Consider the following 18317-nt stretch of genomic DNA (forward strand, 5'->3'; position numbering starts at 1 on the left):
ATTTTGCAATGCCTAATTTTGTGAACACTTCTAACAAGCAATTAAATACGTAAAGAGGTATGTACTTATGAGCAAAAAAACAAACATTCCCCGTTCACCGGGTAGACCCAAAACAGGTGTGGATCAAGCATCTGTGCAATCCAACATATTGATGACAGCGTCACGTCTATTTATGGAATACGGGTATGAACCCGTCTCTCTCCAGCAGATCGCTTCGTTATGTAATGTGACCAAAGCATCAATCTATTATCACTTCACCAGCAAAGCTGACCTGTTCACCATTGCCATTACCCGCATGATGGCGATGGGCATGCAGCAGACTTCGCTCCGTCTGGATGAACCTGGTACGTTGCAAGAACGACTGGTTAAGGTTGCTGAAGCGAAGATGCAGCATTCCCATATTGAAACGGAGACCATGATGCGAGAAGCCGAGAAACATCTGGACACGGAGCAACTCGCTCAGATTCGGGAAGCAGAGGTGCGCATTTTTGAAGTGCTTGCAACCCACTTCCAGCAGGAGATGGACAATGGTTATTTGCGGGTTGGGAACCCCATGCTGCTTGCCCATGCTTTTACGTCACTGCTCATGCTCGCGAACCGCGAAGATGTGCGTAACATGAATGGCGGCAGCATTGAGGAACTTGCACGGGAACTGGTGGGGCTATTTCTGGATGGAGCGGTTAAGCGGAACTAATAATCGCCCCAGACTCTAGCCAATGCGGCAATACCCGGGTCAATGCGTTCCGGCTCTATTCCGGCAAAACCGATAATGAACTCTCTTTTGCCATCTACTGGTTCGCTCCCGTTTGCCCACAAATATTCCGTTGAACTGATCTGTATCCCTGCCTCTATCGCTGTGGTTACCAATTCTGTGGCTGACTGTTTGGTCGCCATTCGCAATACCAGATGGAATCCAGAATGTTGACCCCTTATTTCAACCCGATCTCCAAAATGCAGCTGAATGGCCTGAACGATCAGGTCGTGCTTTCGTTTGTAGACATTACGCATTTTACGGATATGCTTGCCTAGTTCTCCTTCACGCATGAACATCTCCAATGTCCGTTGATGGAGCCGGGAAGCTGATTGTTCGAATAGAATAGTCTTATACATTTCGCGAAAATCATCCATTAATTCTCTGGGAAGCACCATGTAATGGATACAAAGAGCAGGTGCGAGTACTTGTGAGAACCCACCCATATAGATCACGCGACTTCCCTCACGTAGACCTTGCATGGAAGGGATTGGCCGTCCATAATACCGGAACTCCCCATCGTAATCATCCTCGATAATGTATGCCTCTGTTCGTTCCGCCCAATCCAGCAATGCCAATCTGCGGGTAATCGGCATGGTCATGCCTAAAGGAAATTGGTGAGAGGGTGACACACCTGCCAATTTCACTCCGGCCTGTTCCAGCTCAGTCAAGTTTATGCCATCAGGGTCCAGAGAGATCGGAACAACCTGATAACCATAATTTCGGAATGTGCCGGGTAGTAGTCGGTATCCAGGATTCTCTATACCAATGGATTGCTGCGATCCTCCCTTGTGAAGCAAGGTCTGTGCTAATAGGGACATTAGCAGATGCTGTTCAGCACCCACAACAATCTGCTCGGGAGAACAGCTGACTCCCCTGAACTGCGCAAGATAGACAGCAATCTCACATCGTAGTCCCCATTCTCCCTGAGGGTCTCCATAGAACAACAACTCCTTCGCTTCTTCCCGCCAGATTCGATTAACATATTGGTGCCACTTGGCAATTGGAAACAGGCTGAAATCATTGCGTGACATATGAAAATCATATTGAACTGCTCGGGCAGGACGTATGGCCTGATGGTCTGACCACGTCGTTTGGGCCACGGGAGCTTGTCCGGCTGTCTGTTTATCTGTTTCCCCAGTCTGCATGGCATGATCGCTGTCCACCATGGCACGAACATGATAGCCACGACGTGGCTGACTGTATATATATCCTTCGGCGATCAATTGCTGATAGGCCCATTCCACCGGAGTAGTGCTTATTCCAAGCATCTCGGCAAGTTTTCGCACCGAAGGCAATCGGCTATGTTCAGCCCAATCCCCGTGAATGATTTCCCTTTTGATATGATCCGAGAGCTGTACATAGATTGGCACACTATCGTTCTCGTCTAGCTTCGGTAATGTAAGCATCATGATGCACCTCATCTGTCCTGCAAAATTAATTAAAACTGTATATTTGGAAGTATACAGTATTGGGATATACTCATGTCATCATCAATGTGTAACGCCAACTTTAAGAGGCAGGGCCATCTCGATCAGTCCCGCCTTGAACCTATAGGAGGAAACAACCATGTCACCACCAAAACCTTCCCCACGTATCCCCCGTCTGCTAGAAACGTCGCGCATATACCTGCGCCCTTTCGAGATTACAGATGTGGATGTTTATTTCCCCGGTCTGTTTGACGCCGAGATGCGTAGGCTGACAGGAACACAGAACAGTTTTACACGCGCTCAGGTTGAACGTTATGTTGAGAATGCAGCACAGGATGACTCCAGATTGATGCTACTGATTGCTTTACAGGAAAATGAACAGATCATCGGAGATGTCGTCCTGATGGACATACATGCCAAGAATCGCAGTGCACATATTCGGGTTGCCATCGATCATGCCGAGTATCAAGGAAAAGGCTACGGTAGCGAGGCTTTGCTGCTTATGCTGGACTACGGCTTCGGCATCTGTAACTTGCATCGAATCGAGCTTGAGGTGTACGCCTTTAACGAGCGAGCCATTCGCACGTATGAAAAACTCGGATTCCAGCGCGAGGGTGTGAAGCGGGATGTCTTGTTCTACAATCATCAATACCATGATGCCATTCAGATGAGCATGCTGGAGGATGAGTTCAGGCAACGTCATATGAGAGATCAGCCAGAGAATGTTTAAGTTTTCGATCAGCTAAAATCAAACTAAAAACCGGGGGATTTAATAACCCTCCCCGGTTAGAAACTTCAGATGACCCGTCAGCACCGATAGCTCGGCGGGGGTCTTCATATACAATTCGCCGTCCGTGTCAGCTGACATCGGGACATCCGTCTTCACTTTTAGCGTAGATGCCTTGAAGTATGAAATGCTCTCACTCTGAGGTTGCCAATCTCCCTCCGGCTTGTGCGACAGAATCTCTCGCAGCAGCGGAATACCTGTCTCATGAATAATGAGCACGTCCAGTTCGCCATCCTGCAACGCATCCGTTGCAAAGGGCAGGGCATTCGTTCCCAGAAAACGGCCATTAGCTGCATAGATCATCACCGCTTCGCCTTCCATCTCTTCCCCATTTACTTCCAGTTGGTAACGAAACGGCTCTGTATGACTAATTGTCTGCAACGTGCTGATAAAATAACTGAGCTTACCCAGCGCGCCTTTCAGATTCTCGTTAATATTCTGCGATGCATCACTGATTAAGCCAATACCGAAAAAGTTCGTGAACACCCGATCATTAGCTCGTCCAACATCAATGGATACCACCCGACCTGCCAGCATTTCTTGTGCGGCAGTCTCTGCATCCGGTGAAATGCCGATCGAACGCGCAAAGTCATTACACGTGCCTCCAGGCAATATACCAATCAACGGAGGATGTTGCAGATCGGCCAGTCCATTCACGCATTCATGTACCGTGCCATCCCCACCCAGGATGAAGACCACATCGAATTGTTCCCCGCGTTCACGACACAGCTTCTCTCCTTCACCCGGTTCATCCGTACGCACAATGACGAGTTCATGGACAGCGGGAGCCAGCACACCAGCCACAAGTCCCACTGTATTCTCACGATTGGCCTTGCCTGAATGATGATGATGAATTAACAACGCTTTGTTAAACTCCATCCTTCTCTTCCTCCATTCCAATGCTTGTTAACCTTTACCCACAAAGGTTGAAGCCGTAAACAAGCCTACAATAAGCACTCATCATGATTTCAAATAGGTTCCCCAACCGGATATGCATCCTAATCGTCATTCATTTCGTAATAGCTATATAAGTTCAACATAAGAATATTCACACTTGCCACTCCAATGCCAGAATAACCTTCCGATCGCTGTTATCCCCAGATTTTTCTGATTTACTATTACAAAGGTGAAAATCTGGTGATAAGCGTATGCTTCCGATGTAGCTTTCTTGCAGAAAGCTTTTAGGCGAACACTTCGCTTCTTCAGGTTATTTCTGTCCTCTACGTTCTCGTGTAAATGTATAGTTAAACTTAAATAGATAACCCTTTTATCTAACTAGCCAATTCCTTGTTTAACCAGATGTATGCATGGAAAAAAGGGTTTCTCCGCACCTTAATGTCATAAGGCTGCAAATTTTGCTGGTGAGAACCCATTCAAATTGAGTCAAAACGGTTATATCTATACCATATACGAATGGAGGGATTCCCTATGATTCCAGCAACGTGGGAACAATTGGAGCAAGTTCGCAAGGAATGCCGTACCATGGTTCGCAAAAGAGCTACCGCATCTGCCGGTACAACACTCGTTCCGCTACCCGGTACAGACGTACTGGCTGATGTGGGGATGCTGATGCAGCTGTTGCCTGCCATTAACAATAAATTCGGATTATCACAAAAACAGCTGGACGGCATGGACCCCGAGACCAAATCCATGATCTATGGATTCGTGATGTCCATCGGAAGCAAAGTCATCGGTCGTATGATCCACAAGGAATTGGTGGTACAGGTTCTGAAAAGAGTCGGCGTACGCGTGGCTACCAAATCCGTCGCCAAATTTGTCCCATTTGCAGGACAGGGATTGGCTGCCGCACTCAGCTTCACAGCCATGCGCTATGTGGGTAACAAACATGTAGATGACTGTTATGAGGTTGTGAAACGCATGATTGAGCAGCGCAAATTGATTCCGGGAGAACCCGCTCCGTCTGCACTGGAGGAAGCTAACAGCGACGACGTGAAGGTAGAAGTAAAGTCGGTCTCTAGCAATGACACTGATGAACCTGCTAAGGAGTCTAAGGATCAGTAAAATGCGGGTCATGCCATGCCCAAACAGAGGCTTACAAAGTATCTCATGACCAATCTGGATGTCCCCCAATCGGTGAGCTTATACTCGGGTGCTTGTATCTAGATCGGTGTACGATGAATTCAAAATATAAACAAACGGGACAAAGCAGTGTAGTTACACCGCTTCGTCCCGTTTTTATTTTTGCAGCATGGCATATGTAAGACAATTATGACTAAGGTTTACTAGAATGTTTTAACGAACTCAGCACACTCTAATAGGCCCAATTCCACAATTCCGGCGTTCTAACGAATCATAGACACTTTATTTCCGCATTCTGCAGTTTATTTTACCGCTTTGTGCTGCTTATCCGAGAAATAACATGTCTCAAGTTCTTTAGAATTGGGAGTGCTTGATAATCCTCCTTATAAGGTGTCTACGATTCGTTAACATGGACGAAGGATGAAGACTACCCTGGTCGTCTGCACTTCACGCAAACAACTGAAAGGCTGACGGGCACCTCAACCCAGTTACCATGCAACGTTCCTTCACATCTTATAGATCCATCGTATCCAAACGAATCCAATCAGCTCCACATTAGAATCCACTCTTCTGGATACACAACAAATAGCCGGGAGCACCCCTAAGGGTACTCCCGGCTATTCTTGTTAGTTACATCTGTAATCAGATCGCCTGCGGTTGTTGCTCCGCAAACTGACTATTGTACAGATCCGCGTAGAAGCCCTGACTTGCCATCAATTCATCATGATTGCCCTGTTCAATCACATTACCATGATCCATAACCAGGATCAGATCGGCGCCGCGAATGGTAGACAAACGGTGTGCAATGACAAAGCTCGTGCGATCCTTCATCAGATCATTCATTGCTTTCTGGATAAATACTTCGGTCCGTGTATCCACGCTACTCGTCGCTTCATCCAGAATGAGGATGGCGGGGTTCGCCAGAATCGCTCTTGCAATCGTCAGCAACTGTTTCTGCCCTTGAGAGATGTTCGACGCCTCTTCATTCAGTACCGTATCATAACCATCAGGCAGTGTACGGATAAAGTGATCCGCATGTGCCGCAACGGCTGCCTTGATTACATCCTCTTCCGTAGAACCTTCTCGACCATAAGCGATGTTGTCCCGAATCGTTCCGTTGAACAACCAGGTATCCTGAAGCACCATGCCGAACAGACTGCGCAGCTTGCCACGCTCCATGTCCTTAATGTCGACACCGTCAATCGTAATCCGACCATCCTGAATTTCGTAGAAACGCATTAACAGGTTGATCAGAGTTGTTTTACCGGCTCCCGTTGGTCCAACAATGGCTACCGTCTGTCCCGGTTTTACATCAATATTCATGTTATGAATGAGCAGTTCATTTTCTTTATATCCAAAATTAACACCTTGGAATGCAACCGCACCTTTAGGCTGCTGTAGTTGCACGGGTTGTTTGGACTCCGGAACTTCTTCCTCTTCATCCAGCAACTCGAATACTCGTTCTGCCGAAGCAATCGTTGATTGAATGATATTGGAGATATTTGCAATCTGGTTAATCGGTTGTGTGAATTGACGGGAGTACTGTGTGAAGGCCAGAATATCCCCGATAGAGATAGAACCACGTGTAACGAAGATCCCACCGACCACACAGATCAGTACATAACCCAAGTTACCCACAAAACTCATGAGCGGCATAATAATACCGGAGATAAACTGGGCTTTCCAGCCAGATTCATACAATTCTTCATTGACCTTCTCAAATTGCTGTACGGATTGTTCTTCGCGTCCAAATGCTTTGACGACCTTGTGTCCCGTGTACATCTCTTCGACATGACCATTCAGTTCCCCAAGGGATTTCTGTTGACCCGCAAAGTGTTTTTGCGAACGAGATGCAACCAGCATGACAACAACTACACTGAGTGGCAACGTCAAAATCGTGATCAGCGTCATCCATGGACTAATCGTCAGCATCATGATAATTACGCCGACAATTGTGACGATGGACGTAATGAACTGTGCCAAACTTTGCTGAAGTGTATTACTGATATTGTCCACGTCATTCGTGGCACGGCTAAGTGTCTCCCCAGTTGTGCGGGAGTCAAAATATTTCAAAGGAAGACGTCCAACCTTCGCACTGATCTGCTCACGCATGTCATACACAACACGCTGGGCCACACCGGCCATCAGGTATTGCTGAACATACATAAATGCAGCACTGAATAGATAGAGTCCGCCAAGCAGGTATAACACTTTCATCAATGCAGGAAAATCAATCCCGGCTCCCTGTACACCCTGAAGGATGGCAATGGCGCCTTTACTGAGAATATCCGTTCCTTCGGCCATAACTTTTGGACTGATGATGCTGAATACGGTACTCAAAATGGCTGCAACCAGCACACCTAACAGACGAGAACTATGGGGCTGAAGATAACGAATCAAGCGCCGCAGTGTGCCTTTAAAATCTTTTGCTTTCTCAGCGGGAGGTCGCATGCCCATTCCGGGACCTGGACCAGGCCCACCAGGGGGACGATGCGACTTGCGTTCTGTACGTTCACTCATGCTATCTCCTCCTCTGTCAGCTGGGAGGATACAATCTCGCGATACACTTCATTGTGCTCCAGCAGCTCTTTATGTGTTCCTGAACCGACAATTCGGCCCTCATCCATAACCAGAATGCGATCGGCATCCATTACTGTACTTACGCGTTGCGCAACAATCAGCACAGCCGCTTCTGTCGTTTCCGACTTCAGTGCAGCACGAAGTTTAGCATCTGTTTTGAAATCGAGAGCAGAGAAACTGTCATCAAAGATATAAACTTCCGGACGACGAACAAGTGCGCGAGCGATGGACAGACGTTGCTTTTGTCCACCAGATACGTTGTTACCACCTTGTGCGATAAGGCTGTCATATCCCTCTTTCATCTCGGTAATGAAGTTCTCCGCCTGAGCTGTACGGGCCGCATGAACAACTTCATCCATTGTGGCATCGTCTTTCCCGTGACGGATATTCTCCGTAATCGTACCCGTAAAGAGGACTGCCTTTTGTGGTACAAAGCCAATTTTGGCACGCAGATCTTCCTGCCGAATTTCACGCACATCCGTACCATTTACCCGAACACTGCCTTCGGTCACATCATAAAATCGTGGAATAAGGCTGAGCAATGTCGATTTCCCAGAACCCGTACCACCGATAATGGCTGTTGTCTCACCTGAGCGAGCTGTGAAGGAGATATTGGACAAAGCTGGATTCTCTGCACCCGGATAACGGAAAGTTACATTGTCAAACTCAATCATACCCTGCATGGATTTCATACCACGAGGCTGCTCGGGATTGCTAAGATCCGGCTGCATATCAAGCACTTCGTTGATCCGTTCTGCCGATGCTGAAGCTCTTGGAATCATAACAAAGATCATCGAAACCATAATCAGTGAGAACATGATTTGCATTGCATACTGGATGAAGGCAATCAATGCACCGATATTCATATTGCCGCTGTCGATCCGCATTCCACCAAAATAAAGGATGGCAATCATCGAAAAGTTCATAACCAGCATCATCACAGGCATGATGGTCGCCATGAGCACATTAACTTTGATCGATGAATCTCTCAGTTCTGTATTGGCCCCGTTAAAGCGCACTTTCTCATGCTCCCCACGGTTAAAGGAACGAACAACCCGAATCCCTGTTAACTGCTCACGCAGCACCAGGTTGAGTCGGTCCAGCTTTTTCTGAATGGTTTTGAACAAAGGTAAACCCTTGGCACCAATCAGCGCAATGGCTCCGCCCAGTACCGGAAGCACGACCAGGAAAATCGTAGATAATTTAGCGTCCTGAGATACCGCCATGAAGATACCCCCGATACACATGAGCGGAGCCATAATCATCATGCGCAGCATCATCGTGAGTACATTCTGTACCTGTGTAATGTCATTCGTCGTACGCGTAATCAGTGAAGCAGTACCCATCTTATCGAACTCCTGGAGAGAGAAGTTCTCCACATGGCGGAATACTCTGCTACGCAGTTGTTTGGCAAATCCACCCGCTGTTCGAGATGAGAGATAACTGGCAATCACCGAACACGCTGTTCCGCCAATCGCGATGACCAACATCCATCCACCAATCTGCCAGATATACGGGATATCCCCTTTAATGATGCCGTCATTCACAATATCTGCCATTAACGTAGGCAGGTACAATTCAGCAAGCGACTGAAACAGTACCAAAACCAGAATAAAAATAATCGGAATTTGGTATGGCTTCAGCATGCGAAACAGTTTCATCATGGCTTATCATCTCCTCTTGTCGAATCATCCTTTTGCAAGGAAGTTAATGTATCAAAAAAGGTGTATACCTTGGTCAACAACTCAGCCAGCTGAGTACTGTCTTGCTCACCCAAATGCTCAACTAACTTATTGAATATTTCCATGCGTTCTTGGTGAGCAGCCCGAATAATTTCACGACCTGCTTCAGTAATCGTGATGCGGACAGCACGGCGATCCTCCGGGTCCATCGTCCGTTTGACCAGCCCCTCATCTTCAAGGCCACGAATAACAGGTGTAATGGTCGGTGACTTCACTCGTAGCAATGCGCTGATTTCCGAGACTTTCATCCCGGGATGATTGGATTCGATCGTGTCATTGAAATCAGGCGGATTGTCCTGCCAGTTCAATTGTTCTCCCGGATGCATCCCGTGGAGTAAACAACCCAGCACCATAATTTCGTTGTGATTGCGCCCATGAGGTTTATGTTGCCTCCATTTGCCTTTATTAAACTGCATAATGGAGTACAAAAGCTTCTGAGCGACCGGATCTATACCAGTCATAATGGGTCCCTCCTTCTTTCTTTATCATTCATAGACATCCAACATCATAGGACATCTATTAAATAGTAGTACAATTAGATAGATGCACAATTAATTAGGTGTACTAAGTATATTATCGCAAGAAGCCATTGTCAAACATCTAAAAATAACCAATATAAACCCATAACCAAGAGCCTATACGCGCTTGATTTTGGGTTTTGTCATTTTGCCGTCATTGGAGCCCGCTAAACTTATTATGTGCAATTCCATGAATTCAACTTACAAAGAAACTCCCATTCCTTACTCCGGTGGATGATGACCCGGGGGTAAGAAATGGGAGCATTTTATTACGATTGAAAAGTAGACACAAAAGAATCTTCTTACTACATAAATTGCATGATTAGGTGCGTTTGTTACTCATTAAGACTGTGAAGCAGAGACTGTTTTAGGCACTGAAGCAAACGGGAAATACTCTTTTGCATTGTTGTAGGCGATGCCCTGTACGATCTGACCAAGCAGCTCCAGATCCTGCGGTGCCTCCCCTTGTTCGGCCCATTCACCGATGAGGTTGCAGACCAGACGACGGAAATACTCATGCCGGGTGTAGGACAGGAAGCTGCGTGAATCGGTTAGCATGCCGACAAATCGGCTGAGCAGACCAACATTCGCCAGGGCCTTCATCTGAGCAAGCATGCCGTCCTTCGTATCATTGAACCACCAGGCTGCACCAAGCTGGATTTTGCCCGGAATGCCCCCGCCCTGGAAGCTGCCGATGATCGCCGCGAGCACTTCGTTGTCCCTTGGATTCAGAGAATACAGAATCGTTTTGGGCAGCGCTTGCTGCTGTTCCAACGCGTCGAGCAATCCAATCATCGCTGCGGAAAGCGGCGTATCATTCACGGCATCGTAACCGGTATCCGGCCCAAGCTTGGCAAACATCCGTGTATTGTTGTTACGGGCTGCATTAATGTGGAACTGCATCACCCAGCCCCGCTCTGCATACAGTTTGCCAAGGAACATCAGTGTCACTGTCTTGTACTTGTCCTCTTCCTCACGAGTTACCTTGTGGCCCGCGAGTGCCTTGGCAAAAATGGCACCCGCTTCTTCGCGTGTAGCCACGCCGTAAGGAACATAATCAAGTGCATGGTCAGAGACTCTGCCGCCGACAGAATGGAAGAATTCCACACGTGACTCCAGTGCAGCAAGGAAGGATTCATAATCTGAAATGGCAGTGCCAGATACCTGCGACAGCTTGCCCACCCATTCCACGAAGGTATCCCGGTTCAATTCCAAGCCTTTATCCGGGCGGAAAGAAGGTAATACCGCCGTGTCAAAGCCTTCGATTTCCTGAATTTTCAGATGATACTTCAGAGAATCCGTTGGATCATCGGTTGTGCACACAACAGTGACATTGGATTTGGTAATCAGATCGCGTGCACCGAATCCGTCACTGTTCAGTTTGGCATTTACTTTTTCCCAGATGGCCGGTGCGCTTGTCTCATTCACTACTTCGTAGACGCCGAAATATCGCTGTAATTCCAGATGAGACCAAGCGTACAGCGGATTACCAATCATCATGGGTACCGTTTTGGCGTAAGCCAGGAAACGATCGTAATCAGTCACTCCTTCGCCGCCGGTCACATATTGCTCTTCAATTCCGTTTGCGCGCATGAGCCGCCACTTATAGTGATCACCGTATAACCAAGCCTCTGTAAGATTGCCAAAGGTTTTGTTCTCGTAGATCTCCTGAGGACTGAGGTGGCAATGATAATCAATAATCGGCATGTCTTTGGCATAATCCTCATATAACTTGATCGCCGTTTCATTGTGTAGCAAAAATTGTTCATCCAGAAAAGATTTCATTCGCCTCGCACGCTCCCTTTAGGTGAGTTTACGTTCATATGGGTTCACTTCCCATCTTTACGCTACACTGTTTATCATCAAAGTTCAATATAAAATGATAGCGTTATCAAAAAAGGTTGATTTAGGCATATATTCGGGAACAAGGTATACTGGATTTAACGTATTGATGTTGATCTGAAGATCACACAAGGAGATGAAATGAATTGAAAATTACTTTTCTCGGCACAGGAGATATGTTCAGCGTGGAGCAGCACCACAATAGTATGTTGGCTGAATTCGGAGACACGCATCTGGTCATTGATTTTCCGGAATCAAATGCTAAAGCACTTAAGGAATACGGTTTTCCAATGACCGATATCCACAATGTGTTCATTACCCATTTGCATGAGGATCATATTAACGGTGTACAGATGCTCGGATACTACTCACAAATCGTAGGCGACCGCAAACCCCGTCTGTTCATCCACGAACAATTGGTAGAGCCGCTCTGGAACATTCTATCCCCCGGCATGCGCTACACAACGGATGGTGAACGTACCATGAGCGATTACTACGATGTCGTCCCCCTGCCAGATGGAGGCACATTCGAACTGGGCGGCGTGACGTTTGAGACGTTTCGGACACAGCATGTTCCCGGTATGGTCAGCAATGGGCTACTCGCCAAACCTTACTTCTATTACAGTGCTGACAGTACACTCGATCAGGAACGGGTGGAGCAAGTTGCCGCTGATGTGCAGCTGATTTTCCATGAATGTCATATGCATGATCTCGTGATCAAATCCCATACCTCATTGAAGGATCTGGAGCAGTTACCCGCGGAAGTGAGACAGAAAACCGTACTGATGCATTATCATGATGAATATGCTGATGCCGACAGACGGGAACAATTCAACCGCGCGCATGATCTGCGGATGGTTGGCACGTTAGAATCATTTGAACTGGAGTAGGTAAACGGAGAGAGGGCATCGGATATTATGGTATTCGATCTATATTCTAATGGAGGTCATTGCTATGGAATATCGAATTGAACAAGGTTACTTTCTGATATATTCTCCTGCAAGAAGCACCAGTAGTGGAGACATCATGGTGGTTAAATTACTGGAAAGACCCTTTAAGGATAGAGTTGAATTCCTCATTAACAGCAAAAACTATGAGTGTACTACACACCATGAATACTTAAACTTTGAGCCAACTTCTCATCATAAACCTGAGAAGCCTGGAGCATTTTCAATGGAACGAAGTGAGTTCAATCGAATGTGGGATACGATGAATCAGTATTTTGAAGAGTGATAACATTACAATTCAGATAGATGAACAGGCAGCGTCTACTCAGATTCCTCTGATGGAACCGGTATGCGCTGCTTTTTCCTATTTTACTATCTCCCATGACTTCATATACTCAATCGTTCTCAGAGACGGATCGGCTTGGATGTGAAAGTAATCTTCCGTTCGCTGATCATTTGGGCCATAGGAAATTTTGATATACATATCTGCATAACGCTGGAGGATATTGCTGTCGATCTCCGCCTTGGGCTTCAAGACATAACTTCTGCTCAGACTCAATCCAAGCGGTTCCTTGGCAGACTCTAAACTAATCTCGTGTGTATTGCTCACATTGGAATGAAATAACTCTCCGGCATCTATTCGATTTATCATGTTGGGATCGAGGGTGAAGGACTGAATGACATTAACCATGGGCACCCGAGCCTCATTCACCAAAATCTCATAAGTAATCCGATCAACTCCGGATTCATGACTCACATCCACCGTTGCAGTCAAAGTATAATCATCAGGCGAGTTCGTCTGAAAAGACTCAAGGTTCTTCGTAACCCGCTCTTTTAAGTCTCTTCGCTCCGAATTCAACGTATACTCATCGGTCCGCTTCGATTCACCCGCTGGCCCCTGGTTTGGTCCCAAACTGCAAGCCCCCAGACACACGGCTATTACAAATAGGTACATGACCAACGGGAAGAAACGGTTCATCTCTCTTTTGGGGCTCATGCCATCCCTCCTCTTCTCCATCTTCTGCAAAAAATATCGCTTATTACGTTCTCTCATTTTTTTCTAACACTCCATATTTGGATTATTGTACCATGTATTAAGATGTGGAGCCGAAGTGTTCCTTTCTCATTTCATGTTTTCACTTGTAGCAGTGATTCGTGTGCCTATGCGGCGAGCCTTAACCCACGTTAAGTTAACGAATCTGAGAGGCCTTATTCGGTTGAAATCCGAGTTACCAGTATTCTAACGAATCTCAAACGCGTTAATCTGGTGATGTTGCTCCTATCCGCGCTATTTCAATCGTTTTTGAGAGTAATAAGGTTACTGAGATTCGTTAGAATTTCAATAACGCTAATTCAGTGGTAATAAGGCGTGTTGAGTTCGTTAGGATGAAGTTTTAGTTGTACCTAGAAAAATGCAAAAAACCACCTGAACACAGGCATGCATGCTCTCCTGTTCAGGTGATTCAACAATCTATCTATATACTGTTTTTATGCGGTCGGTGTACCTTTTCTTATCCTGCCTGGCACATGCCGTTACTCAGCGTCAGCGCAGTCCTCATTCTGTTCAGGAAGGGCCCATACCGAGACGCCTCCACCGCACACATGGAAGGTGGCCCAGCCGTCTTCCTCAATGGTAATCTGATCATCACAGCTCTTCGTCAGATCCACCCAAACTTCACCAGCACGATGCTCTCCGATGAACATTCTCTTCTCACCGTCATCCCCGTTGGAGATGACCACTGCACAACCAGAACCTTCGATTTCCTCTACGCCACGACGTACCCAGCCAATCGTATTGGCGTGATCGAAGTAATCTTCCTGCTCTCCATACGCTTTGTTGCAACGGGCAGACAGCAGAATGTCCAGAATTTCTTTTTTGCCATCCACAGGTTCAGGACCACCAATGCCATAATAATCCCCGTAAAATACAACCGGATAACCATCGCGACGTAATAGTGTCAACGCATAAGCGCTCGGCTTAAACCAATCACCAATCCATGATTCCAACGCTTCATGAGGTTGGGAGTCATGATTATCTACAAAAGTTACCGCATGGGTAGGATGCGTCTGAACCAGGGTATCATCAAAAATTTTGGAGAGATCAAAGTCTCTACCTGCAAGCGAAGCCTCATGCAACTTGTAGTGAAGAGACACATCAAACAGGTCGATCTGATAGTCTACCGTATCGAGGAATTCACGACATGCATCCAGGTTCGAATTCCAGAACTCACCTACGATGTAGAAATCCTGACCGCGTTTGCGGATCATCTCTGCTGCGAACTCCTTGATGAATTCGTGGTTGATATGCTTGATCGCATCCAGCCGGAACCCACCACACTGGAGGGTATCGATCAGCCATTTCCCCCAATCGATCATCTCGCGCCGAACATCCGGGTGGTTATAATCTATATTGGCGAACATCAGATAGTCATAGTTGCCAAACTCATCATCAACATTCTCATTCCATTTTTTATTCTCTCCTGCGATGCGGAATACACCTGTTCGTTCTCCCTTGGCATCAAAGTCCGTGCCATTGAAGTGTTCAGAGTTCCATTTAAAAGAGGAGTATTGATCCCCGCGACCCGGGAATGTGAATTTGGTCCAGCCCTCAATTTCGAACGGCTCAGAAATTTCCTTCGTTCGATCATTGGGATCAACCTCGATCACTTTGAACACTTCCGTCTCATCTGCTCCGGCCTTGTGATTCATGACCAGATCCACATAGACGGCAATGCCGTTCTTCTGACACTCGGCAATGGCCTCCACCAGTTCCTGCTTGGTGCCATATTTGGTCCGTACGGTACCCTTTTGATCAAATTCGCCCAGATCGTACAGATCATATACACCATAACCTGTATCTTCTGCTGACACTGCCTTGGTTACGGGTGGCACCCATACCGAGTCAATGCCTTTGGCTTTCAGTTCCGGGGCCATTTCAGCCAGTCGCTTCCAATGATCTCCGTCTGCAGCCAGGTGCCATTCAAAAAACTGCATCATGGTATGATTTCTCTTCATTATAACCGACCTCCTTGATTGCTATCGAAGCGGACCGCGGAACGGATAGGGTAATCGCCGTTGTTCGTTCGTTGCTAACCAAGTTATAACCCTTTCACCCTACCCTTCAATCATATAAAGGAAAGAAATCTGAGAAAAATGTTAAACTTCTTGGTTCAGCATTTGCCTGATTCCATTGAAATTGCTGTGGAAATGCATCATATTCAAATTCGTTTATAGTCCCGCCACTCCTCGGGCAGTAGGGAACGATACGGTTCCTGGATAAAACGATCATCGACCAGCACCAGCACACCCCTGTCTTCCTCCGTCCGAATCAGCCGTCCACCCGCCTGCAGCACCTTATTCATACCGGGGAAAATATAGGCGTAATTGAATCCGTTGCGTCCTGTCCGATCATAATAATCACGTAATACGTTGTTCTCCAGACCAATCTGCGGCAGCCCCGCACCTACCACAACCACGCCATTCAAGCGGTCTCCCGGGAGATCAACCCCCTCCGAGAATACGCCACCCATGACGGCAAATACCAAGCGTGTTCGTTCAGGATTCGGCTGAAATCCATCCAAAAACTGCTCCCGTTCCAGTTCGTTCATGCCTTGCTTTTGTATGACCGTATCCGCTTCATTAGGAAGTTGTGCATAGGTTTCATATATCTCGCGCATATATGGATAGGAAGGGAAGAACACCATCAGATTGCTGCGCGGCCATTCACTTACCAGCTGTTGCAGCATCTCCGCAATGGGTCGCCGGGATTGCTCCCGGTCTTTATATCGCACAGATAAAGGCAGGAGTCTCACATCCAATTGTTCGCGCTGAAACGGCGATGGAATCTGCAATGTATAATCCTCTTCCTCTGCACCCAGCATATCCCGATAATAGCGAAGAGGTGACAATGTGGCCGAAAAATGAATGAGAGAGCGAAATCCTTTAGCCGTCTGACGAAGCAGTACGGAAGGATCAAGACAGAATAACTTCACTCTCACTTCACTTCGAACACACTCTGCATAAGTAATAAAACGTTCATCATACAGCTTGGCAATACGCAGGAAATTCTGTGCCGTGAAGTAGGCATCCAACAGCAACTGATCCGTCTCGGCATTCCCCGAACCACCTTCAACAAGACATTGCTCCGCGACCATGACAAAAGGCTCCAGCCGTTCAATCAGTTCCTCCGGTGCTTCCTGCTGGATGATCTTTCCTTCTTCTCCACCGTTCTTTCGAAGGGTAATCAGATACTTATCAATGGCCCCGGTGTAATCAACAATGGCTTTGGCAGCAGGCACACTGCTGTCCAGCGACTGGAACTCTCTTTTCACATCCAGGAACACTGCCTTCTCCAGTTCGGCGGAAAACATCATTCGGCCACGATCGACCAGATTATGAGCCTCGTCCACCAGTAACACCGTCTTGCGTTTCTGCTCCTCCAACATTCTTTTCAGAGAGATCCTCGGATCGAAAATATAGTTATAATCGCAAATGACCGCATCGGCTGCATACGCCGCATCCAGGGAAAACTCAAACGGACACACCCGATGTTTGCGCGCATACTGCTCGATGACCGGACGTGTCATCAACGTCTCATGTTCCAGCATGTCCAGCACGGCCCCGTTAATACGGTCATAATATCCTTCACACATGCCGCACTGCCCCTTATCACAAGCTTCCTCTTCCTTAAAACAAATCTTGTCCTTCGCGGTCAGACTGATCACATGCATCTTCAATCCTTCCGATTGCATCCGGGCAAAAGCTTCTTCTGCCGCCACCCGTGTCGTCGTCCTTGCGGTCAGATAGAACAATCGGCTCGCTTCGCCTTCGCCAATCGCTTTGACTGTGGGGAACAGCACGGACATCGTTTTACCAATGCCTGTTGGTGCTTTCGCCATCAACCCCTGACCTTCACGGATCGTCTTGTATACGGCTCCTGCCAGCTTCCGCTGTCCCTCCCTGTATTTGCGAAAAGGAAAAGGCAGCTCTTTCACACTGATATCACGCTTTTCTTCATATGCAGCGATCATCTCTGCATATGGCGCATAACCGGCAATCACTTCTGCCGCAAACTGCTCCAGTTCCTGCCGTTCTGCCATTCGGCGAAACCGTCTTTCTTCATGGGTTACCGAATGCACGTACGTCAACTGCACTTGCATGCGTGGTTCATCTTGCTGAACAGCGTACATGTAGGCATACATCATGGCCTGCGCCCAGTGCACGGGAAGACCTTCTCCCAGATCATCCAGATTGCCCGCAGTTGATTTGATCTCATCCACCGTCAACTGACCCTCCAACCGGATCAGGCCATCACATCGTCCCTCCACCACATAGGTCAGATCCCCATGTTGAATCTCAGCTTCGAGCACAATCTCTTTCAGATCCTCTTCCGTGTACTCCTTCTGTACCCGCTGGTGAATTCGAGTCCCCTCTTGCATCGAGGCATTGGTCCGGAACCCTGGACGTATGCTGCCACTGCGGTACACATACTCCACCAAAGGTCTAACCGATATCCGAATTGTTGTTGTCATACGATCACCCGTTCTGTTTGTAGTGATTATACTTTATCATGAAATATGCTTTTGGACACAGAACCACCTCGAAGAAGTGGAAAATATTATAAAGAGAGATTGACTTCCCATCGCCCCAAAAGTAAAGTTAACTTTACGTAAAGCAAACT

14 protein-coding genes are annotated in these 18317 nt (G+C 47.2%); 5 read left to right on the forward strand and 9 right to left on the reverse strand.

All coding sequences use genetic code 11. The features are described from left to right. The first annotated feature begins 67 nt into the window (after positions 1–67). On the forward strand, positions 68–694 hold the full coding sequence (locus tag MHI12_RS28440; protein ID WP_405170939.1) for a TetR/AcrR family transcriptional regulator: 627 nt from the start codon (positions 68–70) through the stop codon (positions 692–694). On the opposite strand, the gene MHI12_RS28445 is transcribed toward MHI12_RS28440, so the two are convergent. Continuing rightward, positions 691–2163, reverse strand: a complete 1473-nt coding sequence (locus tag MHI12_RS28445; RefSeq protein ID WP_405170940.1) for a PLP-dependent aminotransferase family protein — start codon at positions 2161–2163, stop codon at positions 691–693. The two genes, MHI12_RS28440 and MHI12_RS28445, sit on opposite strands and share 4 nt — an antisense overlap. A 157-nt stretch (positions 2164–2320) precedes the next feature. Here MHI12_RS28445 and MHI12_RS28450 point away from each other — a divergent pair, with 157 nt between their 5' ends. After that, positions 2321–2911 carry a GNAT family N-acetyltransferase gene (locus tag MHI12_RS28450; protein WP_405170941.1) on the forward strand — a complete coding sequence of 197 codons (591 nt, stop codon included), beginning with the start codon at positions 2321–2323 and terminating at the stop codon, positions 2909–2911. 39 nt (positions 2912–2950) lie between these two features. Here MHI12_RS28450 and MHI12_RS28455 read toward each other — a convergent pair whose 3' ends face one another. After that, on the reverse strand, positions 2951–3847 hold the full coding sequence (locus tag MHI12_RS28455; protein ID WP_405170942.1) for a diacylglycerol/lipid kinase family protein: 897 nt from the start codon (positions 3845–3847) through the stop codon (positions 2951–2953). Between the two features lie 549 nt (positions 3848–4396). Here MHI12_RS28455 and MHI12_RS28460 point away from each other — a divergent pair. After that, entirely contained in the window at positions 4397–4990 is a 594-nt protein-coding gene (locus MHI12_RS28460; RefSeq protein ID WP_405170943.1) for a hypothetical protein, read from the forward strand. A gap of 660 nt (positions 4991–5650) precedes the next feature. On the opposite strand, the gene MHI12_RS28465 is transcribed toward MHI12_RS28460, so the two are convergent. The 4 genes from MHI12_RS28465 to uxaC form a co-directional block, all read right to left on the reverse strand. Then, positions 5651–7528 (reverse strand): ABC transporter ATP-binding protein, encoded by a 1878-nt coding sequence (locus tag MHI12_RS28465; RefSeq protein ID WP_405170944.1) that lies wholly within the window; start codon positions 7526–7528, stop codon positions 5651–5653. Beyond that, a complete protein-coding gene (locus MHI12_RS28470) occupies positions 7525–9252 on the reverse strand; it encodes an ABC transporter ATP-binding protein (protein WP_211085268.1) in 1728 nt (575 codons plus the stop codon). Before MHI12_RS28470 ends, MHI12_RS28465 begins: the two co-directional genes overlap by 4 nt. Further along, positions 9249–9791 (reverse strand): MarR family winged helix-turn-helix transcriptional regulator, encoded by a 543-nt coding sequence (locus MHI12_RS28475; RefSeq protein ID WP_036612904.1) that lies wholly within the window; start codon positions 9789–9791, stop codon positions 9249–9251. The genes MHI12_RS28470 and MHI12_RS28475 overlap by 4 nt, the downstream gene beginning before the upstream one ends. A 399-nt stretch (positions 9792–10190) precedes the next feature. Beyond that, positions 10191–11633, reverse strand: a complete 1443-nt coding sequence (gene uxaC, locus MHI12_RS28480) for a glucuronate isomerase (protein ID WP_405170945.1) — start codon at positions 11631–11633, stop codon at positions 10191–10193. Between the two features lie 203 nt (positions 11634–11836). On the opposite strand from uxaC, the gene MHI12_RS28485 reads away from it, so the two are divergent. Both MHI12_RS28485 and MHI12_RS28490 read left to right on the forward strand, forming a co-directional pair. Next, positions 11837–12580, forward strand: a complete 744-nt coding sequence (locus MHI12_RS28485; protein WP_405170946.1) for an MBL fold metallo-hydrolase — start codon at positions 11837–11839, stop codon at positions 12578–12580. Between the two features lie 64 nt (positions 12581–12644). Next, positions 12645–12923 carry a hypothetical protein gene (locus tag MHI12_RS28490; RefSeq protein WP_339298434.1) on the forward strand — a complete coding sequence of 93 codons (279 nt, stop codon included), beginning with the start codon at positions 12645–12647 and terminating at the stop codon, positions 12921–12923. A 78-nt stretch (positions 12924–13001) separates the two neighbouring features. On the opposite strand, the gene MHI12_RS28495 is transcribed toward MHI12_RS28490, so the two are convergent. From MHI12_RS28495 to MHI12_RS28505, 3 genes are all read right to left on the reverse strand, one after another. After that, positions 13002–13634 (reverse strand): hypothetical protein, encoded by a 633-nt coding sequence (locus MHI12_RS28495; RefSeq protein WP_405170947.1) that lies wholly within the window; start codon positions 13632–13634, stop codon positions 13002–13004. 536 nt (positions 13635–14170) lie between these two features. After that, on the reverse strand, positions 14171–15652 hold the full coding sequence (locus MHI12_RS28500) for an alpha-amylase (protein WP_076328674.1): 1482 nt from the start codon (positions 15650–15652) through the stop codon (positions 14171–14173). A gap of 203 nt (positions 15653–15855) precedes the next feature. Continuing rightward, positions 15856–18168, reverse strand: a complete 2313-nt coding sequence (locus tag MHI12_RS28505; protein ID WP_100528276.1) for an ATP-dependent DNA helicase — start codon at positions 18166–18168, stop codon at positions 15856–15858. Positions 18169–18317: the final 149 nt, after the last annotated feature.

The sequence above is a fragment of the Paenibacillus sp. FSL H8-0280 genome (genome assembly GCF_045040665.1).
In the GTDB taxonomy this organism is placed as follows: Bacteria; Bacillota; Bacilli; order Paenibacillales; family Paenibacillaceae; genus Paenibacillus; species Paenibacillus xylanexedens_A.

Excerpts from the sequence above, each read along its gene's own strand:
- MHI12_RS28505 (WP_100528276.1), bottom strand. The coding sequence starts at position 18,168 with ATGACAACAACAATTCGGATATCGGTTAGACCTTTGGTGGAGTATGTG.
- MHI12_RS28450 (WP_405170941.1), top strand. The coding sequence starts at position 2,321 with ATGTCACCACCAAAACCTTCCCCACGTATCCCCCGTCTGCTAGAAACG.
- MHI12_RS28495 (WP_405170947.1), bottom strand. The coding sequence starts at position 13,634 with ATGAGCCCCAAAAGAGAGATGAACCGTTTCTTCCCGTTGGTCATGTAC.
- MHI12_RS28440 (WP_405170939.1), top strand. The coding sequence starts at position 68 with ATGAGCAAAAAAACAAACATTCCCCGTTCACCGGGTAGACCCAAAACA.
- uxaC (WP_405170945.1), bottom strand. The coding sequence starts at position 11,633 with ATGAAATCTTTTCTGGATGAACAATTTTTGCTACACAATGAAACGGCG.
- MHI12_RS28475 (WP_036612904.1), bottom strand. The coding sequence starts at position 9,791 with ATGACTGGTATAGATCCGGTCGCTCAGAAGCTTTTGTACTCCATTATG.
- MHI12_RS28500 (WP_076328674.1), bottom strand. The coding sequence starts at position 15,652 with ATGAAGAGAAATCATACCATGATGCAGTTTTTTGAATGGCACCTGGCT.
- MHI12_RS28445 (WP_405170940.1), bottom strand. The coding sequence starts at position 2,163 with ATGATGCTTACATTACCGAAGCTAGACGAGAACGATAGTGTGCCAATC.
- MHI12_RS28460 (WP_405170943.1), top strand. The coding sequence starts at position 4,397 with ATGATTCCAGCAACGTGGGAACAATTGGAGCAAGTTCGCAAGGAATGC.
- MHI12_RS28465 (WP_405170944.1), bottom strand. The coding sequence starts at position 7,528 with ATGAGTGAACGTACAGAACGCAAGTCGCATCGTCCCCCTGGTGGGCCT.
- MHI12_RS28455 (WP_405170942.1), bottom strand. The coding sequence starts at position 3,847 with ATGGAGTTTAACAAAGCGTTGTTAATTCATCATCATCATTCAGGCAAG.
- MHI12_RS28490 (WP_339298434.1), top strand. The coding sequence starts at position 12,645 with ATGGAATATCGAATTGAACAAGGTTACTTTCTGATATATTCTCCTGCA.
- MHI12_RS28470 (WP_211085268.1), bottom strand. The coding sequence starts at position 9,252 with ATGATGAAACTGTTTCGCATGCTGAAGCCATACCAAATTCCGATTATT.